Genomic DNA, 25,813 nt, shown 5'->3' with positions numbered 1-25,813 from the left:
TCTGTGCGCGCCGCGGCTGAGTCCTTCCGCGACACCGAAGACCAGATCCCGCGTCGCGGAGTAGCCGAGCGCGTTGAGCCGGTACCCCGGTTCGGTCACCCGCGACGTGGTTCCCGAGCCGACGTCGATCCACCGCAGCTTCGACTTCCCGGACGAGCCGGTCTCCGCCTGCACCACCAGGCAGGACTCCGCGGCCCGCGCGGCCATCGGCGCCAGCAGCGCCGACGCGCCGACCAAGCCGGCGGCGGCCGCCGTCGCCGCCGCCCGCGTCACCCCGTCCACGGTCCCCGCCCGCTCAAGCGAGCCTGGCCAGCGCGGCGGTGAACGCGTCGGGCGGGATCCGCACCCCGCCGCCGAACGGGTTCTGCAGCTGGTAGATCGCGAACAGCAGCAGCGTGACCGTACCGGCCAGCGTGGACACGATCACCAAGTGCGCGGCCAGCCGAGTGCCACCGAAGAGGTTGGGCAGCAGCACCGAGATGAGGCTGCCGAGGATGAGCGCGAACCAGACGACACCACCGACCCGCCCGCCCTCGACAGCGTTGAGCCGATCCTGCCGGGCCTCGTAGACCTGCCAGAGCTGGGCGGACGCTTCGGTCTTGCGTTCGCGGAGCCAGTCATCGTCCGAAGAGGCCTTGTCGACCGCCTTGCGCAACCGGTCGAGCTGCGACCAGCCGGTGTCGGAGACGAACTCGCCGCCGCCCGCCATCTGCGGCCACTCCTTCTTCTCGACCGTGGAGATGTAGTCCGCGCTCAGCTTCCGGACCTCTCCCTTGACCTCGTCCCCCAGTGAATCGGCGGCCCAGACGGCGGCGACCAGGCTGTCCGCCTCGTGGTACGAGCCTTCGCGCGCCGCACTCGCGGAGTCGAACAGGGAGATCAAGATGAAGGCGACCAGGACGGCGTGCAGCCCGCCGACGATGGTGAACACCTGTCCCGCGGCGTCGTTGTTGTCGGGCCGCCCTTCGTCCCAGCCGAACTTGCGGACGAGGTAGCCGACGAACCCCGCGAGTGCCGCCGCGCCGACGACCCAGGCGATGCCGGTCAGGTAAATACCCATTCGACTCCCTCCGTGCGATGAGTGCTGAAGCTAGTTCACGGTTCGCCGCGCGGAAAAGACCGGTTGAATCAATTCATTCCTGCGGCGGAGCAACACCAGTCGATCATCACCGGCTCGGCCCAATTTCTCATATCGCGAAACGAATTCCGCCACGCCCTGGAAAGGCGTGTCACCGCTCGGAGAGCACGGCTTCACGACCGGGTGAGGACCGGCCACTGGACGTCACTGAAGTAGCGCTATACCGACATTTCGAGCAGCTCCGTAGCCCGAACGGCCGCCGGTCACCGCCGCGTACGGCCCAGTCCGGCAAACAGGTGAACCTCCCCTGAGACCCGATCGAGTTGTTTGTCCGGGCATTACCGCTTGCTATGTTGATTTTGCACCCACTCCACCCGAATGAGTATCCGCGAATTGCTAAAACAGCAGTTCACCGGGTCGCCTGCCGGTTGAGTAATCCGTCGACTACGAGACTGAAAGGGAGTCCGTTGACGACCATCGACACCCGTGCCGGTACCCGGCCCGCCGGCGAAGTCCTCACCTGGAGCCGGAATCTGCTCGACCCGGCGCTGCGCGAGGCCGTCGACGGCCTGCCCGACTCGATGCGGATCATCGCCGGCTACCACTTCGGCTGGTGGGACGAACAGGGCCGGCCCTCCACTTCGGACGGCGGGAAGGCGCTACGGCCCGCGCTCGCGCTGTTGTCGGCCCAAGCGGTCGGCGGTGACGCCGAAGTCGCCGTGCCGGTGGGGGTCGCGGTCGAGATGGTGCACAACTTCTCGCTGCTGCACGACGACGTGATGGACCGCGACACCACCCGGCGGCACCGCCCGACCGCGTGGACCGTCTTCGGCACGGGTGCCGCGATCCTCGCCGGGGACGCCTTGCTGTGCCGCGCCTTCGAGGTGCTGGCGCCGTTCGGGCAGACCGCGCTGCGGGTGCTGAGCTCCGCCGTGATCGACCTGCTGGAGGGACAGAGCGCGGATCTGAAGTTCGAGGAACGCGGTGACGTCGACACCGCCGAATGCGTACGCATGGCCGAGGGGAAGACCGGCGCGTTGCTCGGGGCGTCCTGCACGCTCGGCGCGCTCGCCGGGGAAGGGAGGCAGGATCAGGTCGACCGGCTGACCGAGTACGGGAGGGCACTCGGGCTGGCGTTCCAGCACATCGACGATCTCCTCGGGATCTGGGGCGATCCGGAGGTGACCGGGAAACCGGTCCACTCGGATCTTTCCAACCGGAAGAAGTCTCTGCCGGTGGTGGCCGCGCTCCACTCCGGGACCGAAGCCGGGCGAGAACTGGATGCCTTGTACCGCAAGGAAAACCTCGACGTCGCGGAATTGCCCCACGCGGCGGAGCTGGTGGAACGGGCGGGCGGCCGGGCATGGAGCCAGGAGCAGGCCGACGCGCTCCTGACCGGCGCGCTGCACCATCTCGCCGTCTCGAACCCGGTGCCCCGCCCAGGCGCCGAGCTCGCGGCCCTCGCGAAACTGGTGGTGCGGCGACGTTATTGAAGACCGGGCGCGGAAAGGCAGGGGTGGGCCGGTCGAAACGGCCCGGCCCACCCGCTGTCGCCCCCGAGGGGGTCAGCGCCCGGGGCGGGTCAGTCCCTGATCACCGGCGCCCCGGCTGAGGACGACCTCGTCGGTGGCCTTGAGTGCTTCCGCGCCGTCGTCCCCGCTCTGCCCGGCGGTCAGGTCGAGCAACCGGATCGGCGGGCCGAGCCGGACCAGTGTCGGCACGTACTCGGCCTTGTCGACCTTCCAGCGTTCGCCATCCCGGACGAACCGGAACCGCGCGGCCGCGCCCTGTTCGGTCGAGCCCTTCGGCTCCGAATGCCGGGCGACGCTGTTGCCGAGGCCGTAGGCGACCCATTTGCCGTTGATCTGTTCGAAGGGCTGCACGACGTGCGCGTGGTGGCCGATGATCAGGTCGATCGAGTCGTCGCCGAGGAGTTTCTTCGCCAGTGAGCGCTGTTCGGCGGTCGCGTCGTGCTGGTACTCGGTGCCCCAGTGCAGGCTCGCGACGACGACCTGGGCGCCCGCCTTCCGCGCGGCCTTGGCCTGGGCGATCACGTCTTCGGCGTCGATCTGGTTGACCAGCCAGGGCTTCCCCGCGGGCACCTTGATCCCGTTGAACCCGTAGGCGAAGGAGATCTGGGCGACCTTGACGCCCTTGACGTCGACGATCAGCGGCTTCTTCGCCTCTTCCGCCGAACGCGCCGAGCCGGTGTGCTTGATCCCTGCTTCGTCGAGCTTGTCGAGCGTCCGCTTCGCGCCCTCGGCGCCTTGGTCGATCGTGTGGTTCGACGCCGTCGAACAGTTGTCGTACCCGGTGTCCTTGAGCGCGTCGACGATCTCGGGCGGCGCGCTGAACGACGGATACCCGCTGTACGGCCCGCCCTTCGGGGCGAGCGGGGTTTCGAGGTGGCAAATGCCGAGGTCGGCCCCGGAGATCAGCGGTTTGATCCCGGCCAGCAGCGGCCGGTAGTCGATCTCGCCCTTGCCGTCCTCCTTGGCCTGATCGGTCAGCGCCGGGTGGATCAGCACGTCACCGGTGGCGACCACGGTGAACGACCCGTCCGGCGCTTGGCTCGACTGCGGCGGCGCCTCGGACGCGGCGGGCGACTGCTGCTGCTCGGGGGCGGAACTACAGGCGGCGAGCACCAGGGTGGCGCCGAGGAGAGCGGTGGTCTTGCGGGCGCGGGAGCTGAACATGGATTCCCTCGATCGGGTGACTGTCCCATTCATCCTGCCTTACGCCGAATGGGTACGACACTCAACCAAAGTCAACAAGAACGATCGGACAGACATCGGACAAGTTCGTCGTGACTACTCGTCGAGATACCCGGCTTCTCACGTGGGATTTGTACGACCACAGCCGTCTTCCGTGACTCAATCGCGCCTTGACGTCACCCGGAAGAGTGTTTAGTAATACGAGTCACACTCTTCCGCTTCGTCCTGGGAGCATCCGATGTCCACAGCTTCGCACAGATCCCTGCCCTGGCGCATTGTTGTTTCTTGTTTGATTGTCGGTGTCGTGTTGACCGGCTGCTCCTCCGGGAAGGAGACCGCCGCGCCGCAGCAACAGGCCCCCGCGAGCGGCAAGGTCACCCTCTTCTACCTGCAGAAACAGGGCGACCAGCAGTACTTCGTCGAGCAAGCGCAGGGCGCGCAGGAGAAGGCGAAGGAACTGGGCGTCGAGCTCAAGGTCGTCAACCTCGGGCAGGACGCCAACAAGGCGATCACCGAACTCGACGCCGCGCTCGCCCAGGGCGCCAACGGCATCGCGATCGTCGTCCCGGACCAGGCCATCGGCCCGCAGGTGCTCGACAAGGCCAAGAGCGCGGGCATCCCGATCATCGCCTCCGACGACGTGATCAAGGACGGCGGCGGCGCGAAGTCGCCGTTCGTGGGCTTCAACGGCTCACAGATGGGCGACTCGGTCGGCAAGGAGGCCGCGAAGCTGTTCAAGGCGGCCGGCTGGACCGCGGCCGACACCAAGATCATCAGTGCCTACAAGCAGGACCTGACCGTGTGCTCGGACCGCGTCTCGGCGGCGAAGGCCGCGTTCGATAAGGACGCGGGTGCCCAGGTCCCGGTGATCGAGGTCGGCACCGACAACACCCCGGTCGACGCGCAGAACCGCACCGGCGCGGTGATCGGCTCGAACCCGGGCGTCAAGCACTGGGTGGTCTGGGGCTGCAACGACGAGAACGAGACCGGTGCGGTGACCGCGCTGGCGAACTCGGGCGTCGCCGCGAACGACATCATCGGCGTCGGCCTCGGCGCGTACCTGACCTGCAAGGACTGGGCCGCGGGCAAGGACACCGGCAACAAGTCGGCGCTGTTCATCTCCGGTGCCGAGGTCGGCCGCACCGCGATCCAACTGCTCGTGGACAAGGTGAAGAACTCCAAGGAGCTGCCCCCGGAGACGATCGCGAAGACCCAGATCGTCACCAAGGACAACTACAAGCAGGCCGGCGTCAACTGCATCTGATCCCGCGTGGAGGCGTTTCCATGGCCACATCCGAACCCGCGGCGGCGCTGACCGCCGAAGGGATCAGCAAACGGTTCTCCGGGGTGACGGCGCTCGACGGCGTCACCCTGGACTTCCGGCCCGGCGAGGTGCTCGCGCTGATGGGCGAGAACGGCGCCGGGAAGTCCACCCTGCTGCGGGTGCTGTCCGGCGACCACGGTCCCGACGACGGGCATCTGCTGATCGGCGGCGGTCCCGTGACCTTCGACAGCCCGCGTGCCGCGATGGCCGCCGGGATCCGGGTGATCTACCAGGAGCCGGAGATCATCCCGCACGTTTCGGTGGCGGAGAACGTCTTCGTCGGCGAACTGCCCGCGCGGGGACGGCTGGTCAACCGCCGGACCCTGCACCGGATGACGCAGGAAGCGTTGCGGGAGTACGGGTTCGAGGGCGTGTTGCGGCCGGAGACGCTCGGGAGCAGGCTGTCCGCCGCGCAACGGCAGCTGGTCGAGATCCTGCGGGTGCTCACCGCGAAGACACCGCCGAAGGTGATCGCGTTCGACGAGCCGACGTCGTCGCTGTCCGAACACGAGGTCGACGCGTTGTTCGCGCTGATCCGACGGCTGCGCGACAGCGGCGTGGCGGTCGTCTACGTCTCGCATCGGATGAAGGAGATCTTCCAGCTCGCGGACCGGGTGGCGGTGCTGCGCGACGGCAAGCTGATCGGGGTGGAGGACGCGGCCGCCACCGACGAGAACCGGCTGGTGCGCATGATGATCGGCCGCGATCTGTCCACTTTGGAGCGACGGGTCACCCAGGAGACCGGCCGGGTCGTGCTGCGGCTCGACCACGTCACCACCGACGACGTCACGGACATCTCGCTTCAGGTCCGCGCGGGCGAGGTCGTCTGCCTCGCCGGTCTGGTCGGCGCCGGGCGCTCGGAGCTCGCGCACGCGATCGTCGGCGACCTGCCGGTGCGCTCGGGCACCGTCGAACTGGACGGGAAACCGTTGCGTGCCCGCACTCCCGGCGACGCGGTCAAGGCGGGGATCGGGTTCGCGCCGGAGGAACGCAAGACCGACGCGTTGCTGATGCAGCGGTCCGTACGGGACAACGTCTCCATCGCCGTGCTGGACCGGCTGCGCCGGTTCCGGGTGGTGCGGCGGGCCAGGGAACGCGAGCTCGTCGAGGAGTACGTGCGCGAACTGCGGGTGCGGACGCCGTCGATGGAGCAGGAGGTCCGCAAGCTCTCCGGCGGCAACCAGCAGAAGACCGTCCTCGCCCGCTGGCTCGCGCGACGCCCGAAACTGCTGATCCTCGACGAGCCGACCCGCGGTGTCGACGTCGGCGCGAAGGCCGAGATCTACCGGATCATCGACGGTCTCGCGGCCGAGGGCATCGCGCTGCTGGTGATCTCGTCCGATCTGCCCGAGGTGCTGAGCCTCGCCGACCGGATCGTCGTCCTGCGCGCCGGCCGGGTCGCCGGCGTACTCGGCCGCGACGACGCGACCGAGGAAGCCGTCCTGACCCTGGCCATCCCCGCCACCGAACCCGCTGTCGAAGAAGACCTGGAGATCGTCTCGTGAGCACCCCCACGCGCACCGAATCCGAAGAACGGGCTCCCGCGGCGGAGACCGGGCACGTCTCCCCCGTGCGGCGGGTGCTGACCGCGATCGGCGTGCAGAATTCGAGCCTGCTGCTCACCCTGATCGCGCTGGTGATCCTGATGAGCTCGCTGAACGAGAACTTCCTCCGTACCAACAACCTGCTGCTGATCGGCAGCGCGATCACCATCATGGGCCTGCTGTCGCTCGTGCAGACCCTGGTGATCATCCTCGGCGCGCTGGACATCTCGGTCGGCTCGATGGCCGGGCTCGCGTCGGTGGTTTCGGCGATGGTGTTCACCTCGACCGGCTCTTCCGCGGTCGGGACACTCGCCGCGATCGGCGTCGGCGTGGTGTGCGGCCTGGTCAACGGCATGATCATCATCTTCGGCCGGGTCAACCCGGTGGTCGCGACGCTGGCGATGCTGGCGACGTACAAGGGCATCGCGCAGGTGGTCTCGGACGGCAAGGCGCAGGGCTACACCGGCGCCGACGACCTGTTCATCTTCCTGGCCAAGGGCTCCATCGCCGGGCTGCCGACGCTGGTGTGGGTGTTCCTGCTCGTCGCGGCCGTCCTGCACTTCCTGTTGCGCTACACCGACATCGGCCGCAACATCTACGCGATCGGCGGCAACGACACGGCCGCGCGGCTGGCCGGGATCAACATCAACCGCTACATCATCGGCGTGTACGCCCTCGTCGGGGTGGTCGCGGCGATCGCGGGGCTGCTGATCACCGCGCGCACCGGATCCGGGCAGCCGACGTCCGGCTCCGAAGGGCTCGAACTGCTGGCCGTAACCGGCGCCGCGCTCGGCGGCACGATGCTCAAGGGCGGCAAGGGATCCATCATCAGCACCGTGCTGGCGGTGATCATCCTGGGCGTGCTCAACAACGGGATGTCCGGGCTCGGCGTCAACCCCTTCTGGCAGAACATGGCCACCGGCTCGCTGCTCGTCGTCGCCGTCGTGCTCCAGCAGGTCCGGAGCGGGGAACGCCGGGTCGGCCTGCCCGTATGACCCGGCATGCCCGGATCGTCGACGAGCTGGGCAGGCTGATCGTCTCCGGCGCCCTCGGGACCGAGCGGCCGATCGTGCCGGAGGAACTCGGCCGCCGCTTCTCCGCGTCGCGCACGGTGGTGCGGGAAGCGTTGCGGGTGCTGGAATCCAAGGGCATGGTGACGGCGCGGCCGCGGGTCGGCACCTGGACGCGGCCGCCGGAGCACTGGGACGCGATCGACCCGGACGTCATCGCCTGGCGGGTCGCCGGGCCCGACCGCCCCCGGCATCTGGCGGACCTGTACGAACTGCGGCTGGCGATCGAACCGCAGGCGGCGCGGATGGCGGCGTGGCACCGTCGTCCGGACGAACTCGCGGTCCTCGTCGCGACGTACGGGCTGATGGCCGACGCCGCCGATCTCCGCGCTTTCCAGGAAGCCGACAGCGCCTTTCACGCGGCGCTGCTCCGCGCGTCCGGCAATCCCTTGATCGCGCAGTTGCACATCCCGGTCGTCGCGGCGCTCGAAGAGGTCCCGGGCGACGACGTGCTCGCGGCGCATTCGCTCGTGGTGGCGATGGTGCTCGGAAAGGACGCCGACGGGGCGGAATCGGCGTCGCGGCGGCTACTGGAAACCGTTGTGCCGCCGCTCGATCACGCGTGTCGTCCATCCAGTCACGCGTGTCGTCCGTCCGGACACTAGCGCCCGACTCGCATGGCCCAGCTCGGACCGCCGGCCCGGCCACGAGGAGGCGCCGGAATCGGCGGAAACGTACGCGGACCGACGGCCTTCACCGGTACCGGATAGAGGCCTTTCCGGAAGCGGCCGTTTTCGAACAAGACGACCATGGCGGCGTCTTCGCCGCCGACCCACACCTCGAGACAGCGGCGTCCCGCGCGATATCCGGCGTCGTAGGTCGACAGGCTCGAACTGAACCCGATCGTACTGCCGTCTTCGAAGCCGACCGAGATCGCCGGAAGGCGGAGGTCGTTCGCGCGGAAGACCTCGATGTCGATGACTTTCGCGGCGTACCAGCCGGTCTTCCGCACGGACTTGGCTCTTCTGTCCCAGCCGACCCAGGCGGTCAGACTGCCCACGATCCCGAGGGCCAGTGGAATGCCGAAGAGAACCACGAGTCCCGGTGAGCCGGTCGCCAGTGAGGACCACACCACGAGACCGAACGCCACGGCACAGGCACAAAAGGACGGGATGGCCAGGAGGCTCATGGTGTGAAAACGCTGGGGCAGTACCTCGAATCCGGGCTCCCGTGCGACGGCTGTTTCCGTGGGAAGCCAGGTGCCGACCGCGGCTTCGCCTATCTTGCGGCTGTGTCGCAGAGCGATGGCGCACGCGATCGCGGCAGTGAGCAGCGAGGCCGCCAGGATGCCGTCGACCACGAATTCGGTGCTTCCCGCCCAGTCGGCGGGGCCTTTCTCGGTGAGACCGAAGCAAAGCCCGAGGAAGACGGCAAGGAAGAGCATGATCCCGCCGGCGGCCACCAGAAAGGATGTACGCCGCCGATCCATGAGCATCGGCACGGAAGGCTGAGTGGCCACGGGAGCTCCCTCGGGGTCGACGAACACCATGCCGACCAGACTTCCCGGCGCTCCTCCTTGGAGAATAGCCGAATCGCGTCACGAGCGGAACGCGCAGCGGCCTCAGGAAAGACAGTCGGAGGGATCGCCGCGTCGCAGGGCCGGGTCCTCTTGGGTGAAGGTTCGCGCCACTCCGGGCCCGCTGGACCGCGTCTCGAAACGGACGGTCACCCGCCCGTGCCCGGCGCCCTGCACCCAGCCGCTCCCGTGCTCCTCGTGCACGACGTCGTTCCCGGGCCGCCAGCCCGAGAACACGACCGGAGCGGGTTCCTTCGAAACCGAAGTCTCCGAGGCTTCGGCAACGGGGACGGACAAGGTGAACAGCGGATCCTGATGCGGCACCGAAAGCCCGGAGAACGCGACGCCCGCCAGCCGGACCCCGCCGAACTCCGTCGGGTCGATCAGCAGCCTTTCCGCCATCGAGGCGAGCTGGTCGAATTCGTCGGTGGGCGAGGCCATCGTCTCCGAACGGGTCACCGTGCTGAACGTGGTGTCCCGCAGTTTCACCACCACCGTCCGGGCCACCTTCCCCGCGTTCACCAACCGTTTGTGCGCGTGGACGGCGAGGTCGCGGACCTCGCGCCGCAGGCTCGGCAGGTCGATCAGGTCCCGGTCGAAGGTCGTCTCCGCGCTGACCTGCTTGAGCTCCGCGCGGTCGGACACCGGCCGGTCGTCGACACCGGTGGCGAGGCGCCGCAGGTCCCGGCCGACCACACTGCCCAAAGTGGACACCGCGTCGGCGTCGGAGAGCGCGGTCAGCTGCCCCAGCGTCCGGACGCCGATCGCGCGCAACTTCCCTTCCGCCACCGGGCCGATCCCCCACAGCACCCTGGTCGGCAGCGGGGCGAGGAAGTCGCGTTCGGTGCCCTGGTCGACGACGAGCAGCCCGTCCGGTTTCGCCAGATCCGACGCGACCTTCGCGACCTGCTTCCCCGACGCCGCCCCGATCGACGCCACCAGGCCGATCTCGGACCGGATGTGCTCCCGCAGGCGGGTGCCGAACTCCCGCACCTCGGCCGACGAAGCCCCGGCCAGCGAAGGCGGTTCCGCGAAGGCCTCGTCGAGGGAGATCCTTTCCAGCACGGGCGCGTACTGGGCGACGAGGTCGAACACCTGGGTGCTCAGCAGTTCGTACAGTTTGAACCGCGGCGGCAGGATCACCCCGTTGGGTGGCAACAACCGCCGCGCCTGCGACATCGGCATCGCCGACTTGATCCCGTGTTCGCGTGCCTGGTAGCTCGCCCCGGCGACCACGCCGCGCGGGCCCGCGCCTCCCACCAGGACGGGCCGCCGCGCCAGCGTCGGCCGGGTCAGCTGCTCACAGGAGGCGTAGAACGCGTCCATGTCGAGGTGGATGACCCACCGGTCATGCCCGCCCATCGCCCGGTACCTCGAGAAGACGGTGCAGGGCCTTCGTGTACTCCTCGAACGCGGCCCGGCCCCGGGTGGTCAGCTCGACCAGCGTCACCGGTGTGCGATGTTCGAAGGCCTTGGTGATCTCGACGTAGCCGGCGTCTTCGAGTTTGCGCAGATGCGTCGACAGGTTGCCGGGCGTCATGTCCAGCAGTTGCTGCAACCGCGGGAAAGTGATGCTGTCCCCCTGCCCCAGGCTCGACAGCGCCACGGTGACCCTCAGCCGTGCCTGCGCGTGGATCACCGGATCGAGCTGCGGCAGCCCGTCTTCGCTCATCGCGACCGCACCAGGAACACCAGTGACGCCACCAGGAAGCCCCCGCCGCCCGCGAGACTCAGCACGAGGAAGTTGTGCGGTCCCCCGGCCAGCACGCTCGCCGCGCCGCAGGCGATGATCCACACTCCGAGGCCGTACTGAAGCTTGCTCTGCCACAGCATTCCGCCCGCGAGGTACATCAGGCCGGTCAGCATGAGCGAAGTCCCGGACCACAGCAACGGGATCAGGTCGGTGTCGAGGCCGAGGCGGATCAGGGCGGTGTTCACCACCGTCAGCCCGCCGAACGCGATCATCCAGCTCCAGCCGTACATCGCCCCGACGAGCCGGGACGGCCCGCGTACGCCACGGCCCGCGCGGATGCCGTAGATCGCCGAGTACGCCATGGCGCCGACGAACCCGGCGACGGTGATCGTCGCGGCGACCCACATCGGCATCAGGGCGGTGGGCGGAGCGGAGACGTAGATGAGCCCGAAACCGAACAGCCACACCAGACCCCAGACGGCGAGCAGCACGGCCGGGTTCGGCCCGATCTCGCGCCGGGTCTTCTCCGTTTGACTGGCGATGAGCGCGAGCGATTCCTCGGGCGTCATCGGCCGCGCGTCGTCGTGCTCATCCTCCACCACCTCGGAAAACTAACACGCGCTCACAGTCTCGCGGTGTCGAGCCGGAACCTCGCCATCACCACGAGCGCGGGCACCACGAGCCACGCCGCGAGCACCCCGGCGGCGATCAGCACCCCCGAGCCGCCGAGCACCGGCGCGCGGCCGATCTCGCCCAGCCAGTACGTCGGCATGATGTGCCCGGCGGTGTTCATCCAGCCGGGCAGGATCTGCAACGGGATCCACAGCCCGCCGAACATGCCCAGCGGCAGCATCAGCGCGCCGGTCACGGCCTGGACGGTGTCGCCCTTGCCGAACAGGCCGATCATCAGGCCCAGTACCGCGAAGGGCAGCGCCCCGAGCCACAGCGATCCGAAGATCGTCAGCCACTGGCCGGTTTCGAGCCGGATGCCGCGGATCATGCCCGCCGCGAAGATCACCAGCAGCACGGGCAGCGCCACGAACAGGCCCGCCGACACCTTGACCATCAGATAGCCCGGCGCCCGCATCGGGGTGAGTCGCAGCGTGCGCTGCCAGCCGTCGGTGCGTTCGGTGGCGACACGGGTGCCGGTGAACAGCGCGGCGGTCATGGCGCCGTACGCCGCCATGTTCACCATGGTCACCGTCGCGGTCGAGATCCCGGGTGCGATCTCTTGGGCGCCGAAGATCCCGCCGAACAACAGGAACATCGCCAGCGGCATACCGATGGTGAACAGCGCGAACTGCGGGCTGCGGACGATGCGCTTGATCTCCAGCGCGAGGTAACTCAGGCTCATTTCAAGGCCCCCTCGGTCTCATCGGCGGTCAGCGCGATGAAGGCTTCTTCCAGTCCTACGGCGGTGATCTCGATGTTCGCGGCGAGCGGGAACTCGCGCAGCAACCCGCGGATGGCGGCGTCGGAATCGGCGCAACTCAGCTCCGCGTGCCCGGCCCGCAGGACGGCTCGCGAGACCCCGGGCAGCGCGGCGAGGGCCGCTTCGGTGGCGTTCGGGACGAGGGCGCGCAGCACCCGGCCGGCGACCGCGGCCCGGACCTCGCCGACCGGTCCGTCCGCGACGACCCGGCCGTGCCGCATGAGCACGACGCGGTCCGCGTAGTCCTCGGCCTCGGCGAGGTAGTGCGTCGCGAAGAGGACCGTGCGGCCCGTCTCGGTGTACTCGCGCATCGACGCCCAGAACCGGCGCCGCCCGTCGACGTCCATCGCCGCGGTCGGTTCGTCGAGCACCAGCAGCTCCGGATCGCCGACCAGCGCGAGCGCGAACCGCACGCGCTGCTGCTCGCCGCCGGAGAGCTTCCTGCAGCGGCGGTTCGCGTACTCGGTGACGCCGGCGCGCTTGAGCACCTCGCGGGTCGGCAGCGGATTCCGGTGCAGCGAGGCGAACAGGCCGACCAGTTCGGCGACCGTGGCGTCCCTGAGCAGGGTCCCGTTCTGCGCCATCGCGCCGACCGTCCCCCGGTCCATCGCCTCGGCCGCGCTGACCCCGGCCACCCGGACCTGCCCCGAATCCGGCCTGGTCAGGCCCAGCAGCATGTCGATCGTGGTGGATTTGCCCGCACCGTTCGGCCCGAGCAGCGCCACCACCTCCCCCGGCGCGACCCGCACACTGACGTCTTCGACGGCCAGGACGTCACCGAAGCGCTTCACCAGCCCTTCGAGGCTGAACGCGTCCGCCATGACTCTCCCCCTTCGAGCACTCTGAACCACAAAGCTCACTTCCACTTTGTAACACAAAGTCCCCTGCCCTGAAAACCCCCAAGTACATGAAGGCCCCCTTCCTGTACCTAGGCGCAAGGAAGGGGGCCTTCATGTACTTGGGGGCTAGGCGGGCACCCGGGAGAGGGCGGCGGCCGCGGGTGGGGTGGGTACGGGAAGCGGCAGCGGCGCGCATTCGACATCGGCCGTCCGGCCCGGCTTGCGGTCGGGAAGGGCCCCGGTCGCCAGGTAGTCGGCGATCCGGTTGTCGACACACGCGTTGCCACGCGGGGTGATCGCGTGGCTCGTGCCGCCCGGCTCACCGATCAGGCGAGCGCCAGGGAAACGGCTACGCACTTCGAGGCTGCCTTCGTACGGCGTCGCCGCGTCGAGCGTCTCGCCGATCATCAGCACACTCGGCACCTTCTTGCCGTCGACCTTGACCGGCTTGCCGGGCTTCGCGGGCCAGTACAGGCAAGGCCCGTTGTACCAAGCGTTCTGCCACGTGTAGTACGGCGCCTTCTGATGGGTCCGCCAGTTGTCGTGCTTCCACTGCTGCCAGCTCTGCGGCCACTTGACGTCGGTGCACTGGACGGCGAGGTAGACGGCGTAACTGTTGTCGTCGCCGCGGCCACCGAAGCTCTCGAAGAGCCCCTTCATCGTCTGCCAGTCGCCCTTGTTGACGAACTTCGCGAGCGCGTCACCGAGCAGCGTCCAGCGCAGCTGGTAGTAGGAGGCCTGCTGGAAGACGTCGAGGAACTCGTCCGGCCCGACGTAGCCACCGGCCGGGACCGCGGCCAGCTTCTTCAGCTGCTCGTCGAAGACCTGCTTCACCGCGGCCTGCGTCTTGCCGAGGTGATAGACGTCGTCGTGCGAGGCGACCCAGCCGAACCAGATGTTGAGGTTGACGTCGTAGGCGAGGTCCTGGTTCAGGTTGGCCTGATACCAGACGTTGCGGGGGTCCACAGTGGAATCGAGGACCATCCGGCGGACGCGCTGCGGGAACAGCGTCCCGTAGACCTGGCCGAGATAGGTGCCGTAGGAGTACCCGTAGAAGTTCAGCTGCTCCGCGCCGAGCGCCTTGCGGATGCTCTCCATGTCCTTGACCGTGTCGGTCGTCTTGATGTTCTCGAGCAGCGCGCGGCTGTTCTTCTCCGCGCACGCGTCGGCGTAGGACTTCGAGCGCTGAAGCCAGGTCTTCTCCAGCTCCCGCGTCTTCGGCACGTAGCCCGGCCGGTTGTAGTCCATGTAGTTCGGGATGCACGAGAGCGCGGGCTTGCTGGAACCGACACCGCGCGGGTCGAAACCGACCCAGTCGTAGGCGTCGCCCGCGTGGTTCGGCACGCGCGTCCCGCGGGTCGCGAGCAGCAGCCCGGAACCGCCGGGACCGCCCGGGTTCGTGAGCATGACGCCCTGGTACTGGGCTTCGGGCGTCTTGTGCTTGACGCGGCTGAGCGCGAGCTGGATCTTCTCGCCGCGTGGCCGCGAGTAGTCCAGCGGGACCGACAGGTAGCCGCATTCGGCGCCGGCGTTGATCAACGTCGGGTCGGTGCACGCTCCCCAGGTGATCGTCTCGGCGGGTTGCGCCGCTTCGGCCGCGCCGGCGGGCGCTGTCACCGCGACCGAGGCGAGCGTGGCCAAGGCCAGCGCGGTGCTGAGAACACGTCTCAAGGTTTTTCCCTTTCCCTCCAAAGGTGAAAGCCCCGAAACCCTATCCACGTGCGTGACCTGCGAAAGCCTTCCCGCGAAGATCCCTACCAACGGCGGGTCCCGATCGCGGCAAACCGGGCAACCGGTTAATCGGTTGGGAGGCCGGATGCCGTCGGTTACGATCTCGATCATGATCTACTACGTGCGCATCCGCACCGCCTGAGACGGCGTGACCGCAGGGCCGCCCGCGATCGGGTGGCCCCCTTTCTGCGCGCCGTCTGACGTCCCTTGACGGATCCGGACAGGACATCATGCAGAAGCACATCGGGATGATCGGCTGCACCGCCCCGAGTCACATCTACCCTTCGCTGGCGATCATCCGTGAGCTGGTCGCTCGCGGGCACCGCGTCAGCTACGTCGTGGGCGAGCCGCTCACCGGGTTGATCGAACCGACCGGGGCCGAGATCGTCTCGCATCCTTCGATCCTCCCGCTCGGCGACCAGTCGGCGTGGCCGGAGGACCCGGCGTCGCAGATGCGGGTCTTCCTCGACGAAGGCATCCAGGCGATGCCGGTGCTGACAGAGTTCTACGACGACAACCGCCCGGACCTGCTGCTGTACGACATCGGCGGGCTCCCGGCGCCTCTTCTCGCCAGGCGCTACGGCGTTCCGGCGGTGCAGCTCTCCCCGACGTATGTCGCTTGGGACGGCTACGAAGAGGACATGGCGGAGATCCTGACCTCGATCCGGTCTTCGCCGACCGGAAAGGACTACTTCGCCACTTTCACCCGGTGGCTGAACGAGAACGGGATCGAGGCCGACGCCTGGGACTGGATCTCCCACCCGGAGCAGGTGCTCGCGCTGCTGCCGAGGGCGATGCAGCCCAACGTCGAGCGGGTGCCGCCGTCGGTCCGGTTCGTCGGCCCGGCGCTGGACCCGGAACGTCTCGCCGACCGGAGCTGGACCCCGCCCGCGAACGGCAAGAAGGTCCTGCTGATGTCGCTCGGCACGGCGTTCACCGACCAGCTCGACCTGTTCCGCGCGTGCGTGGACGGGTTCCGCGACTCGGACTGGCACGTGGTCATCTCGATCGGGCAGACCGACGTCGCCGAACTCGGGCCGCTGCCCGAGCACATCGAGGTCCTGCCGTTCGTCCCGCAGCTCGCGGTGCTGGAGGCCGCGTCGGCGTTCATCACGCACGCCGGCATGGGCGGCAGCACGGAATCGCTGTGGTACGGCGTGCCGACCGTCGCGATCCCGCTGGCCACCGACGGCTTCGGCAACGCGGCGAAGCTCGCGGAACTGGGCGTCGGTGAGGAACTCGCGGCCTCCGAGGTGACGGCCTCGACGTTGCGGGCCGCTGTCGAGCGGGTGGCCGGGTCGCCTTCGGTGGCGGCGCGGCTCGCCGAGGTGCGGGCCGAGACCCGGGGGAACGGCGGGATCGAGCGGGCGGCCGATGCCGTGGAGTCCTTCCTCGCGTAGCGGTGATGTCATGAGGGGTCCCCATGGGACGAAAAGTGTCCGATGGGGACCCCTCATGACACGCGCGCGCCCCGCTAGGTGCCCCGGATCTCGTTCAGGTAGTTGTAGATCGTGTACCGCGTGACGTCGAGTTCCCCGGCGAGGTGGTCCACCGAGTCCTTGATGAGGAAGAACCCCGCCTCGTCCAGTTCCCGGACGACGGCCGCCTTGTGCCGCTTCTTCATCAGGTCCACCGGGATCCCGGCCTTCGTCACCGCGCGCCCGATCAGGAACCGTTGCAGGCTGTCGACGTCCGGCGGGAACGTCTCGGGTTCGTGCCCGTTCGCCCTCGGCGCGCCGTCGGTCAGCCGGTTGACGCACAGGCAGCCGATCGCGACCCCGTCGGCGTCCCGCAGGAACAGGGTCGACGAGCGGATCGCGCGCCCGTCGGGGCCGTGGGTCTCGTAGTTCGTCAGGTCCTGTGTGGTTCCGCGACGGACCAGGCCCAGCAGCAGATCCGTCATCGGCCCGCCGACCGTCCGGCCGGTGAGGTCACCCGCGATGGCGACGATCGAGTCCGGCAGCCTGCTCAGATCGTGCAGCAGGACTTCGTTGCCGGGCCCCAGCATCGCCGCGAGCGCGTGCACCGCCGGGACGAGCGCCGTGAGCAAGTCCCCCGACGCCGCCGACGCGACGACGGGCGCCTCGAAGGCGCGAACCGGCTTCTTCAAACGACCCAGCGCCGAGCGCACCTGTTCCGCCGCGCTCGCCGGTGTCGACGCGTGCGGGGACAGCCGGACGTGTTCCGGCCGCACGGTCGCGGCGATCCCGGCGTCCGCGAGCGCGGTCCCCACCTGTTCGGCGACGTGCCCCGGCAAGGTGAAGGCGAGGATCCCGGCCCGGCGCTCGACGGCCGAAACCACCTCGCCGCCCAGGGATTTCACGGCTTCTTCGAGTTCGCCGACGCGTTCGGCGATCCGCCCGGCGATGGCCGCGACGCCCGCCTCCTCGACCAGTTCCAGTGCCGCCGCGAACGCGCCCGACGTGATCGGGCTCAGGTTCGAGATCGACCACGCGGCCGCGGTGTCGTCGGCCGGATGGATCTCGTCGTCGAACAGGCCGGGGTCACGGGCGCCGGTCCAGCCGGACAGGATCGGTTCCATCCTCTCCAGCGCGCGGTCGGACAGCACGGCGAAACCGGTGCCCCAGCCCGCCCGCAGCCACTTCTGACCGCCGACGACGAGCACGTCCGCGACCTCCCACGGCGCCTCGGTCACGCCGAAACCCTGGATGCCGTCGACGACGAGCAGCCTGTCCTCCACCACATCGCGGATCGCGGCCAGATCGGCGCGATACCCGGTGCGGAAGTCGACAGCGCTCACGCTGACCAGCGACGTCTCCGGGGTCAGGGCCGCTTTGACCGCGTCCGCCGTGACGTTCCCGAGCGGCAGCCGCCGAACGGTCAGCCGTCCCGCCTGTTCCGCTCGCGCCCACGGATAGGTGTTGGCCGGGAACTCCGAGGCCGACACCAGCGCTTCACCGCCGGGAGCGTTGAAAGCGGCCTGGAACAGTCCGAGACTGGTGAGCGGCAGCAGCACCGTGTGGTCGGTGTCGCTACCGGAAAGCCGTGCGGCGGCGGCCTTGGCGCGGGTCTCCTGCCGCATCAGGTCGTCCACTGTGGACGGCCCGGCCTTGGTCGAGGCGTCGAGCAGGCTCGCCGTCGTGTCGAGCACGGCGTGCGACGGCGGGCCGAACCGGGCGAAGTCGAGGTACCCGGCCGGTTCGTCGAACTGCAGCAGGTACCGCGGGGAGATCCGGGTCATGCGAGGACCCGCGCCAGGAACTGCTTGGTCCGCTCGTGCTTCGGCGAGCTCAGGATCTCCCCCGGCGGGCCGGTCTCGACGATCGCGCCGTCGGCCATGAACACCACCTCGTCCGCGGCCTCGGCCGCGAACCCCATCTCGTGCGTCACCACGACCATCGTCATCCCCTCCGCGGCCAAGGTACCCATCACCGCCAGCACCTCGCCCACGAGTTCCGGGTCGAGCGCCGACGTCGGCTCGTCGAACAGCATCAGCTTCGGTTTCATCGCGAGCGACCGGGCGATCGCGACCCGCTGCTGCTGCCCACCGGACAGCTGCGCCGGATAGGCGTCGGCCCGGTGCGCGAGACCGACCCTGTCGAGCAGTTCGAGCGCCTGTTCCCGGGCTTCGTCGGCAGGGACACCGAGCACCCGCACGGGCCCTTCGACGACGTTCTGCAACGCCGTCCGGTGCCCGAACAGGTTGAACCGCTGGAACACCATGCCGATGTCGCGCCGCTGCCGGGCGACCTCGCGTTCCTTCAGTTCGTACAGCTTGCCGCCCCGCAGCCGGAAACCGATCGGCTCGCCGTCGACCCACACCTGGCCGGCGTCGATCGTCTCCAAGTGGTTGACGCAGCGCAGGAAGGTGCTCTTCCCCGCCCCGGACGGGCCGAGCAGGCAGACCACCTGTCCTTTGTGGACTTCGAGGTCGATCCCGCTCAGCACCTCGGTGTGCCCGTAGCTCTTGCGGACGCCGACGGCCTTCAACAGTGCCTCAGCCACGTTCACTCCTCACCAGCGGCGCCGTGCGCAAGGCCTTGGCGGCACGGGAGAACGGACTTCGCGACCGGTCTTCGGAATCGAAGGCGCGCTCCAGATAATGCTGTCCGACCCCGGCGACGGTCACCACGACCATGTACCAGACGGCGGCCGCCAGCAGCGTTTCCATCACCAGCAGGTTGTTGGACGAGATGTTGTTGGCGGCGTGGATCAGTTCGGTCACGCCGATCACCGAAGCCATCGACGTCCCTTTGAGCATGTTGATGAAGTCGTTGCCGGTCGGCGGGATGATCACCCGCATCGCCTGCGGCAGCACCACCCGCCGCAGCGTCGCGCCCGGCGACATGCCGATCGACTTCGCCGCCTCGGTCTGTCCACTGTCGACACTGTTCAGCCCGGCGCGGACGATCTCCGCCATGTACGCGCTTTCGTTGAGCGCCAGGCCGAGCAGCGCGGCGGTGAACGCGGTGATCAGCACGTTGGTCTGCTCGTGCAGCAGATGGCCGCCGAACGGCAGCGGGATCGAGATGAATTCGAAGACCAGCGCCAGGTTGTACCAGATCAGGATCTGCAACAGCACCGGAAGCCCGCGGAACAGCCAGATGTAGCCCGCCGCGAACCAGCGCGCCACCGGATTCGCCGAGCGGCGCATCAGGGCGATCACGATCCCGATGACGATCGCCGAACCCTGTGCGATCACCGCGAGCAGCACGGTGTTGAGCAGGCCGACCGCCATCACCCGGTACCACAGGAACTCCGGGACCGAGTCCCACTGGATCTGCGCGTTCCCGAGCGCGATCCCGAGCAGGGCCAGCAGCACCAGGATGACGACGCCGCTGACCCAGCGGCCCCAGTGCTTCAGCCGGACGATCGGCAGCGGCTCAACTTCCGCCATTGAGCTTCGCCTCCTTGACCGCGCCCTGCTCGACGCCCCAGGCCTGCAGGATCTTGCCGTAGCCGCCGTCGGCGATCAGGGACTGCAACGCCTTCTGGATCGCCTCGGCGAGCGGCTTGTTCTCCTTGTTGACGCCGATCCCGTACGGTCCGCCGTTGATCGGCTCACCGGGGACGACCTCGAAGAACTTGCCCTCGCCCGCGGTGCGGGAGATGTAGACCGCACTGGGCAGGTCGTTGAGGATGGCGGCGACCCGGCCGGTGCGGAGCTGGTTCTGGTTCTGGGTGTCGGAATCGGTCGCGGTGACGGTCAGCGCGGGCTTGCCGGCCTGCGCGCATTTTCCGTTCTGCTCTTCCGCGAACTTCTGGTGGCTCGTGCCCTGCACGACGGCGACGTTCTTGCCGCACAACGTGTCCGGGCCGGCGATCTGGTCGGGATTGCCCTTGCGGACCATGATCGTGATGCCGGAGGAGAAGTAGTCGACGAAGTCGATCTGCGCCTGGCGGGTCTTGGTGTCGTTCATCGCGGCCATCGTGAGGTCGACGCGGCCGGACTGGAGGCTCGTGATCAGCGACCCGAACGCCATGTCCTGGTGGTGCACGGTGACGCCCAGCTTCTTGCCGATGGCCTTGGCGAGGTCGACCTCGTAGCCGATCGGGGTCTTGCCGTCGGCGGCGTAGAAGTTGTTGGGCGCGGACTGCAGGTTCGACGCCATGTGCAGCATCCCGGCCTGCGCGTACTTCGCGGGCAGCGTGACGGCGGCGTCCTTCTGGACTGCCTCGATCAGCGCGGTCGTGTCCGGGATCGCCGAGGGCGCCCCCGACGCCGCGGGTTCCTGGCCGCCTGCCCCGTCGGGCCCGCCTCCGCAGGCCGCGGTGACGAGCGCGGCCAGGCCGGTGAGCACGGCCAAGCGCCAGGTTCGGGTCAGGGTGTGCGGCGTCGACGGCATGACGGGGACCTCCACGGTGCCTTGGGTGGTCGCCGACGCTACAACTGGCTGTTGAAGAGGTCAACTGTGAGTTGAAATTCTGTCCGGTGGATGTCATGAGGGGTCCCCATAGGACATTTTTCGTCCTATGGGGACCCCTCATGACACTTCAATGAGCGGCTGTCGCCGCCGGGTCAGACCGCGATGTAGTTCCCCGACAGGATGAGCAGGACCTGCACGGTGATGCCGGTGCCGTAGTAGTCGGTGGCGTTCGGCGTCCAGGTGGTGACCTTGGTCCACAGCTTGTCCAGCCAGGCCTGGCTGCCGGAATCGTTCATCGCCGCGATGGCGAACGACGCGGTGAAGCAGGGGTGCTGGCCCGTCTCGCCCGCGAGCTTGCCGCCCGCCAGCGTGTAGCCGGTGGTGATCTTGGCCGGGTCGCCGCCGGTCGTCTGCTGGATCCAGGTGTTCATCTTCTTCACCTGGCCCTGCGCCGGACTGCCGGAGACGGTGATGCCGTCGACGCCGAGCCGCCACGGGTCACGGCAGGCGTTCCACGCGAAGTGCGGGTCGTGGTCCTCGAGGAAGCCGTCCGGAGCGGGCTTCGGCGTGGAGTTGGTGTTGACGACGAAGTCCGGGATCAGCCCGGTCTTCGGCGAGTACTTCTGCTGGAGCTGGGTGACGGCCTGCTCCTGCCGGGTGCGGACCTGTCCCCAGAACGAGTCCCCGGTGGCCTTTTCGAACGCGCGCAGGTGGCCCGGCATCCAGTCGGACGAGCGCGAGCTGTTCGTGTACTCGCTGTCGTCGGCCCAGTCGGCGAGCCGCATGAACTTGGTGCTGGAGTTGACCTCGCTGCGCTTGATCGCCTTGATGATCCGCAGCGCCTCGGACTTGTAGTTCACCGAACCGGAGCTGCCCCAGACCTTGTCGGCGATGAGCAGGCCGTAGGCGATCTCGAGGTCACCGTCGGTCGCCGAGTCGACGCCGTTGACGCTCTTGCAGCTCTCGTTCTGCTCGGCGGCGTGCAGGTCCTTGTCGATCGACGAAGGGTGCGCCTTCACGAACTTCAGGATGCCGTCGAAGATGGTGCGGGCTTGGGAGTCCTTGTCGCCCATCATGGCCGCGATGGTCATGCCGTAGCCCTGACCCTCGGCCACGAAGGCGTGGTCGGCGTCCGGCGCCTTGACCGCGTAAGTGCCTGTTCCGCATTTGGTGGTCAGGAAGTTCTTCTTCCAGAAGTCGTAGTACTTGGCGAGCGCCGCGTCCTGCGTCGCCTGCGAGACCGACGGGCGCAGAACGCCCGGAAGGTAAGGGGTTCCTTGAGCGGTGGCCGCGGTGGCGGGGGCGGTCGTGGCGACCAGCCCGGCGGTCAGCGCGGCCGCGGCCAGCACTGTCCGAACGGTCTTTCTCATGGCTCCTCCGGAAACGTCGTTGGTGGCGGCGGCGCGTTTCGAGAGTGACAGCCGGATCGGCCAAAAACAAGAGAGTTAAGAAAGTTTCCTTACTATTACCTCAAATGACGCTTTCATGAACGGTGCCCTAGCGTTGACCCCATGAAGATCGACTTGAGTGCGCGCGACGAGTCCTTCCGGGACTTCTGGACCGAGCGTCACCTCGCCACCCTGACCACCGTCCGCCCCGACGGGACCCCGCACGTCGTCGCGGTCGGCGTCACGGTGGACTTCGAGGCCGGGATCGCCCGCGTGATCACGTTCCGCTCGTCCAAGAAGGCCCGGATGATCAAGGAAGCGGGCGAAAAGGGCATTCCGGTCGCGGCCTGCCAGATCGACGGACCGCGCTGGTCCACTTTGGAGGGACGCGCGGTGCTGCGCGAAGACCCGGAGTCGGTGCGCGACGCCGAGAACCGCTACGCCGCGCGCTACCGGCAGCCCAAGGTGAACCCGGAACGCGTGGTCATCGAGATCGCCGTCAGCCGGGTCCTCGGGAACGCCTGACCGGGGGCTGAAGGGGACTTTCCCCTCATCTCACGCGGCGAAGGGCGCTTTCACCACGTCGCATGCGGGGAAGGGCCCTTTCAGCCCACGCCGGCTCAAGCCACGAAAAGGCTGAGCAGTCCTTCGACCGAACGCACGATCACCCGCGCGGCGGCGCGTTCGGCGTGCGCGGCGTCGGCCCGTTCCGCCTCGTGCCGCCAGCGGACGAGCGCGCTTTCGGCGCCCGCGTGGATCGCGGCCGGATCCGCGTCGGGTTCGAGGCCGAGCCGCTCGGTGGGCGCGAGGCCTTGCGCGCCGAGCAACCGGGCGGCCTCCTCGGCGATCTCCCCGGACAGCGTCGTGCGGCCGCCGCGGATGCCGGCGATGAGCCGCAGTTCCCGGAAGTCGTGCGCGGCCGCGGCGAATCGCTCCACGCGCGCGGCCAGCCGGTCGCTATGCGGAAGCGGCTCGGTGGCGAGCAGACCTTCCAGACGCAGTACCGCCGTGCGCGCCTTCAACGCCTCCGCCCTGGCGACGAAGCATCCGGCGAGCGTGTCCCGGAGATCGCCGAGACCGCTGCGGTGCACGAGTTCCGCCGAAAGCTTCAGCCTGCTCTCGCTACCGGTGCGGATCAGGGTGATCGCCAGCCGGACGCCGTAGAGCCCGAACCGCGACACCAGATGCTTCCGCGACTCCGGCGAGACCCGCAGCGGGAACGGATCGTCCACAAAGGAATCCACGGACAGGAGATGGCGCTCCAGTTCCGGGCGGGAGACCGACGCCAGCGCGCGCAGCACCTCGAACTCGTCGTCGCGCAGCGCGCGTCCCGCGTAACCGAGTTGCCCGGCGACCGCGATGACTCCCTGGAATCCCGCGCAATCCGGATCCTCCCGCCAAGCCCGCCTGGCCAGCTGCTTCGCGGTGAGCAAGGCGTCGATCCGGCCCGCGCCGACCTCGTCGGCCCGGCCGAGCACCAGCACCGTGTTCACCGCGGTCTGGCGGGCGAACGCCGAACCGCCCACCTGCCGGGTACCGGCCAGCTCGTCGGGTTCGAGGTGGCGCACCAGGCGCACCGTCGCGTCGACGTGCTCGGTGGGCGCCGGGGTGTCGAACAGATCGATCTCCCGCAAAGCTCGCGTCGGCCACTCCGACAGGGCGGAGACCAAAGTGGACTTCCCGGTCCCCGGCGTGCCGACGAAACCGACCCGCAGCGGTTCTTCCAGCCGCTCCAGGCCTTCCCGCAGCATCGCCACCGCGTGCGGACGGTCCCGGTAGTGCGCCGCGGCCTCGTTCAGCAGTTCCCGGACGTCCAGGGCGGTCACGCGGAGAGCTCCCGGCGCGGCGCGGCGCCGCTGCCGAGCGCCCCCGCCTTCCGGTGCAAGGCGGCGAGCCTGTCGATCTCCTTCTTGACCCGCTGGGTGCGCCGGTCGCGTTCGGCGGAGCCGGCGATGATCAGTTCCCGTTGGCGGGTCAGGTCTTCGGCCAGCTGGTCGGACAACGCGGTGAAATGATCGCGCAGGCGCCGCTGCACCTGCCGGACCTCGTCCTTGATCTCCTTGCTGAACCGGATGAACACGTCGTCGACATGACGCTGCGCCGCGGCCTTCGCCAGCGCTTGGCGCCGCTGGAGCCGCATCCCGCCCTCGTCGCGCACGCTCTTGGTGGCGAAGGCGACACCGGCGCCGAGGGACACCGGGTTGATCAGCGGCAGCCCGGCGAGACTGGTGACCAGGCCGAACATCAGCACGCCACCGTAGGAGCCGCGCAGTCCGGTGAAGAGTTTCTGCCCGATTTTGAACCGTTCGATCTTGGGGGCGCCGACTTCGGGGATCGAGTCCACGCCGGAGCCGGTCAGCGGCAGCTCGGGGGCTTGGCCGTAGTGCGGCCCGAAAGTGGTGGCGACCGCGTGCGCGATCCAGGCCGACCGGTCGGAAACCCAGTTGTAGTTCGTTTCGACGGTCTCGGCGAGGTTTTCTTCCAGCCAGGTCTGGAAATCCGGCCAGATCCGCACCGGGTCGCCTTCGTCGAAGGTGCGGTCGATGTGCCGCACGATCACCCTGGTCCGCTCGCGCAGGTCGTATTCGGCGTCGGAGACCAGATCGGTGATCTCGTCCGAAAGCATGTTCTGCCAGCGGACGTTCTGCCGCCGCAACTCCTCGCTACGCCGTTGTGCCTGGTGCAGCAGGGTGACCTGGTCGATCCCGTTGTCCCGGGAGACGGCGTCGAGCCGCGCCTGCAACGTCTCGACCAGTTCGACCGCGGCCGCGCGGACGCTCACCGCGGCGGCGAGCGCCCGGGTGCGCTCGATCGGGCGCGCGGCCTGTTCCCCCACCCAGTTCAGGAGTTCCGGGAAACCGGACTGTCCGTTGAGGACGGCGTCACCGGCCTTCGCGGCGGCCTGCCGCACCGTCGCGGACACCGGGAAGACGTCGGCGACGACACCGGTCTCGGACAGCGCGGTGCGATTGCGCGCGGCGAGTTCGCGCCAGTCCGGGCTGACGTCGATCTTGGTCAGCGCCAGGACGAGCGCCGGGCACCAGGTCCGGATGTGCCGGGCCAGCGCGAGTTCGGCGGGCTGGAGTTCCTGCGTCGCGTCGGAGACGAGGATCACCGCGTGCGCGTCGGCGAGGACGTCGAGGGTGGCCGCCGTGCGCGGGGATCGGGGATCCCCGATCGCGGGGGTGTCCACCAGCACCAGGCCCGTCCCGAGAAGTTCGCGTGGCAGGCCGACTTCGACCCGGCGCAGCGAGCCGGGTGGCCGGACCTCGAGCTCTTTGGCCAGGTCACCGACCGGAACGCTTTCCCGGCCGTGCCCGACCAGGGTGGCGGCGGGGTCGGCGGCGTACCCGATCTCCGTCGGAACGGCGGGGGTAATCGCGTCCCCGACCGCGCAAACTGGCGCGTTCAGCAGCGCGTTGAGCAGGTACCCCTTGCCCTGCTTGGGAAAACCGACCACCGCGATCCGGGTGCCCGGTGCCTGCCGGTCACGTCTGCGCCGGAGGCGTTCGGCCAGGTCGGCGCGGCCGTGGGCGGCACAGGCGTCCAAGGTCTCGTTGAGCACGTCGAGCCAGGCGGGGGCTGTCACGGGGATGCAGTGTTCCCTTAACCAAGCGCGGAATCAATGTGGCATGGGCCAACATGCCGCGAAGGCC

General features: G+C 68.8%; 23 protein-coding genes and 1 pseudogene. 7 read left to right on the top strand and 17 right to left on the bottom strand.

What is annotated here, in order from left to right; translation table 11 throughout:
* Both CFP71_RS02055 and CFP71_RS02050 read right to left on the bottom strand, forming a co-directional pair.
* Window positions 1-273, bottom strand: a pseudogene (locus CFP71_RS02055) (DUF6923 family protein); the annotation flags it as partial.
* Between the two features lie 22 nt (window positions 274-295).
* Window positions 296-1,060: a bestrophin-like domain gene (locus CFP71_RS02050; protein WP_093932105.1), complete on the bottom strand. Its 765-nt coding sequence runs from the start codon at window positions 1,058-1,060 to the stop codon at window positions 296-298.
* A gap of 485 nt (window positions 1,061-1,545) precedes the next feature.
* Between CFP71_RS02050 and CFP71_RS02045 the strand changes: the two genes are divergently transcribed.
* Window positions 1,546-2,571, top strand: coding sequence for a family 2 encapsulin nanocompartment cargo protein polyprenyl transferase (locus CFP71_RS02045; protein WP_093932104.1), 1,026 nt, complete (start codon window positions 1,546-1,548; stop codon window positions 2,569-2,571).
* Between the two features lie 72 nt (window positions 2,572-2,643).
* Here CFP71_RS02045 and CFP71_RS02040 read toward each other — a convergent pair whose 3' ends face one another.
* Complete coding sequence (locus tag CFP71_RS02040; protein ID WP_093932103.1) at window positions 2,644-3,774, bottom strand: CapA family protein; 1,131 nt, start codon at window positions 3,772-3,774, stop codon at window positions 2,644-2,646.
* Between the two features lie 322 nt (window positions 3,775-4,096).
* Here CFP71_RS02040 and CFP71_RS02035 point away from each other — a divergent pair, with 322 nt between their 5' ends.
* The 4 genes from CFP71_RS02035 to CFP71_RS02020 are packed head-to-tail and all read left to right on the top strand — an operon-like array spanning window position 4,097 to window position 8,335.
* Window positions 4,097-5,056: a substrate-binding domain-containing protein gene (locus CFP71_RS02035; RefSeq protein WP_244199525.1), complete on the top strand. Its 960-nt coding sequence runs from the start codon at window positions 4,097-4,099 to the stop codon at window positions 5,054-5,056.
* A gap of 20 nt (window positions 5,057-5,076) precedes the next feature.
* On the top strand, window positions 5,077-6,621 hold the full coding sequence (locus CFP71_RS02030) for a sugar ABC transporter ATP-binding protein (RefSeq protein WP_093932101.1): 1,545 nt from the start codon (window positions 5,077-5,079) through the stop codon (window positions 6,619-6,621).
* Complete coding sequence (locus CFP71_RS02025) at window positions 6,618-7,655, top strand: ABC transporter permease (protein WP_093932100.1); 1,038 nt, start codon at window positions 6,618-6,620, stop codon at window positions 7,653-7,655. The genes CFP71_RS02030 and CFP71_RS02025 overlap by 4 nt, the downstream gene beginning before the upstream one ends.
* The gene (locus tag CFP71_RS02020; RefSeq protein ID WP_093932099.1) at window positions 7,652-8,335 is read left to right on the top strand and encodes a FadR/GntR family transcriptional regulator; all 684 of its coding nucleotides are present in this window, start codon (window positions 7,652-7,654) and stop codon (window positions 8,333-8,335) included. The genes CFP71_RS02025 and CFP71_RS02020 overlap by 4 nt, the downstream gene beginning before the upstream one ends.
* Here CFP71_RS02020 and CFP71_RS02015 read toward each other — a convergent pair.
* The 7 genes from CFP71_RS02015 to CFP71_RS01985 all read right to left on the bottom strand — a co-directional run bounded on the left by CFP71_RS02015 (window position 8,332) and on the right by CFP71_RS01985 (window position 14,881).
* Window positions 8,332-9,189, bottom strand: coding sequence for a hypothetical protein (locus CFP71_RS02015; protein ID WP_143267025.1), 858 nt, complete (start codon window positions 9,187-9,189; stop codon window positions 8,332-8,334). The two genes, CFP71_RS02020 and CFP71_RS02015, sit on opposite strands and share 4 nt — an antisense overlap.
* A 102-nt stretch (window positions 9,190-9,291) precedes the next feature.
* The gene (locus CFP71_RS02010; protein ID WP_093932097.1) at window positions 9,292-10,608 is read right to left on the bottom strand and encodes a DNA polymerase IV; all 1,317 of its coding nucleotides are present in this window, start codon (window positions 10,606-10,608) and stop codon (window positions 9,292-9,294) included.
* Window positions 10,595-10,918, bottom strand: coding sequence for a winged helix-turn-helix domain-containing protein (locus tag CFP71_RS02005; protein WP_093932096.1), 324 nt, complete (start codon window positions 10,916-10,918; stop codon window positions 10,595-10,597). The genes CFP71_RS02010 and CFP71_RS02005 overlap by 14 nt, the downstream gene beginning before the upstream one ends.
* A complete protein-coding gene (locus CFP71_RS02000; RefSeq protein WP_093932095.1) occupies window positions 10,915-11,541 on the bottom strand; it encodes a hypothetical protein in 627 nt (208 codons plus the stop codon). The genes CFP71_RS02005 and CFP71_RS02000 overlap by 4 nt, the downstream gene beginning before the upstream one ends.
* Before the next feature lie 20 nt (window positions 11,542-11,561).
* The gene (locus CFP71_RS01995; RefSeq protein WP_093932094.1) at window positions 11,562-12,293 is read right to left on the bottom strand and encodes an ABC transporter permease; all 732 of its coding nucleotides are present in this window, start codon (window positions 12,291-12,293) and stop codon (window positions 11,562-11,564) included.
* Window positions 12,290-13,192 (bottom strand): ABC transporter ATP-binding protein, encoded by a 903-nt coding sequence (locus tag CFP71_RS01990; protein WP_093932093.1) that lies wholly within the window; start codon window positions 13,190-13,192, stop codon window positions 12,290-12,292. Before CFP71_RS01990 ends, CFP71_RS01995 begins: the two co-directional genes overlap by 4 nt.
* Window positions 13,193-13,336: 144 nt before the next feature.
* Complete coding sequence (locus tag CFP71_RS01985; protein ID WP_167405969.1) at window positions 13,337-14,881, bottom strand: alpha/beta hydrolase; 1,545 nt, start codon at window positions 14,879-14,881, stop codon at window positions 13,337-13,339.
* Window positions 14,882-15,168: 287 nt separating this feature from the next.
* Here CFP71_RS01985 and CFP71_RS01980 point away from each other — a divergent pair, with 287 nt between their 5' ends.
* Window positions 15,169-16,341, top strand: a complete 1,173-nt coding sequence (locus tag CFP71_RS01980; RefSeq protein ID WP_093932092.1) for a macrolide family glycosyltransferase — start codon at window positions 15,169-15,171, stop codon at window positions 16,339-16,341.
* 74 nt (window positions 16,342-16,415) lie between these two features.
* Here CFP71_RS01980 and CFP71_RS01975 read toward each other — a convergent pair whose 3' ends face one another.
* The 5 genes from CFP71_RS01975 to CFP71_RS01955 form a co-directional block, all read right to left on the bottom strand.
* Window positions 16,416-18,143 (bottom strand): aminotransferase class V-fold PLP-dependent enzyme, encoded by a 1,728-nt coding sequence (locus CFP71_RS01975; protein WP_093932091.1) that lies wholly within the window; start codon window positions 18,141-18,143, stop codon window positions 16,416-16,418.
* On the bottom strand, window positions 18,140-18,907 hold the full coding sequence (locus CFP71_RS01970; RefSeq protein ID WP_093932090.1) for an amino acid ABC transporter ATP-binding protein: 768 nt from the start codon (window positions 18,905-18,907) through the stop codon (window positions 18,140-18,142). Before CFP71_RS01970 ends, CFP71_RS01975 begins: the two co-directional genes overlap by 4 nt.
* Window positions 18,900-19,799: an amino acid ABC transporter permease gene (locus tag CFP71_RS01965; protein WP_093932089.1), complete on the bottom strand. Its 900-nt coding sequence runs from the start codon at window positions 19,797-19,799 to the stop codon at window positions 18,900-18,902. Before CFP71_RS01965 ends, CFP71_RS01970 begins: the two co-directional genes overlap by 8 nt.
* Window positions 19,786-20,748 (bottom strand): ABC transporter substrate-binding protein, encoded by a 963-nt coding sequence (locus CFP71_RS01960; RefSeq protein ID WP_093932088.1) that lies wholly within the window; start codon window positions 20,746-20,748, stop codon window positions 19,786-19,788. The genes CFP71_RS01965 and CFP71_RS01960 overlap by 14 nt, the downstream gene beginning before the upstream one ends.
* Before the next feature lie 173 nt (window positions 20,749-20,921).
* Entirely contained in the window at window positions 20,922-22,139 is a 1,218-nt protein-coding gene (locus tag CFP71_RS01955) for a family 8 glycosyl hydrolase (RefSeq protein ID WP_167405968.1), read from the bottom strand.
* Between the two features lie 141 nt (window positions 22,140-22,280).
* On the opposite strand from CFP71_RS01955, the gene CFP71_RS01950 reads away from it, so the two are divergent.
* Complete coding sequence (locus tag CFP71_RS01950) at window positions 22,281-22,682, top strand: TIGR03618 family F420-dependent PPOX class oxidoreductase (RefSeq protein ID WP_093932086.1); 402 nt, start codon at window positions 22,281-22,283, stop codon at window positions 22,680-22,682.
* Between the two features lie 95 nt (window positions 22,683-22,777).
* On the opposite strand, the gene CFP71_RS01945 is transcribed toward CFP71_RS01950, so the two are convergent.
* Window positions 22,778-23,983 carry a GTPase gene (locus CFP71_RS01945; protein ID WP_093932085.1) on the bottom strand — a complete coding sequence of 402 codons (1,206 nt, stop codon included), beginning with the start codon at window positions 23,981-23,983 and terminating at the stop codon, window positions 22,778-22,780.
* Entirely contained in the window at window positions 23,980-25,746 is a 1,767-nt protein-coding gene (locus CFP71_RS01940; protein WP_093932084.1) for a dynamin family protein, read from the bottom strand. The genes CFP71_RS01945 and CFP71_RS01940 overlap by 4 nt, the downstream gene beginning before the upstream one ends.
* Window positions 25,747-25,813: the final 67 nt, after the last annotated feature.

The organism is Amycolatopsis thailandensis (assembly GCF_002234405.1).
Classification (GTDB): Bacteria; Actinomycetota; Actinomycetes; order Mycobacteriales; family Pseudonocardiaceae; genus Amycolatopsis; species Amycolatopsis thailandensis.
The sequence above is the reverse complement of the archived record's forward strand: the minus strand, read 5'-3'. Positions and strand labels throughout refer to the sequence as shown.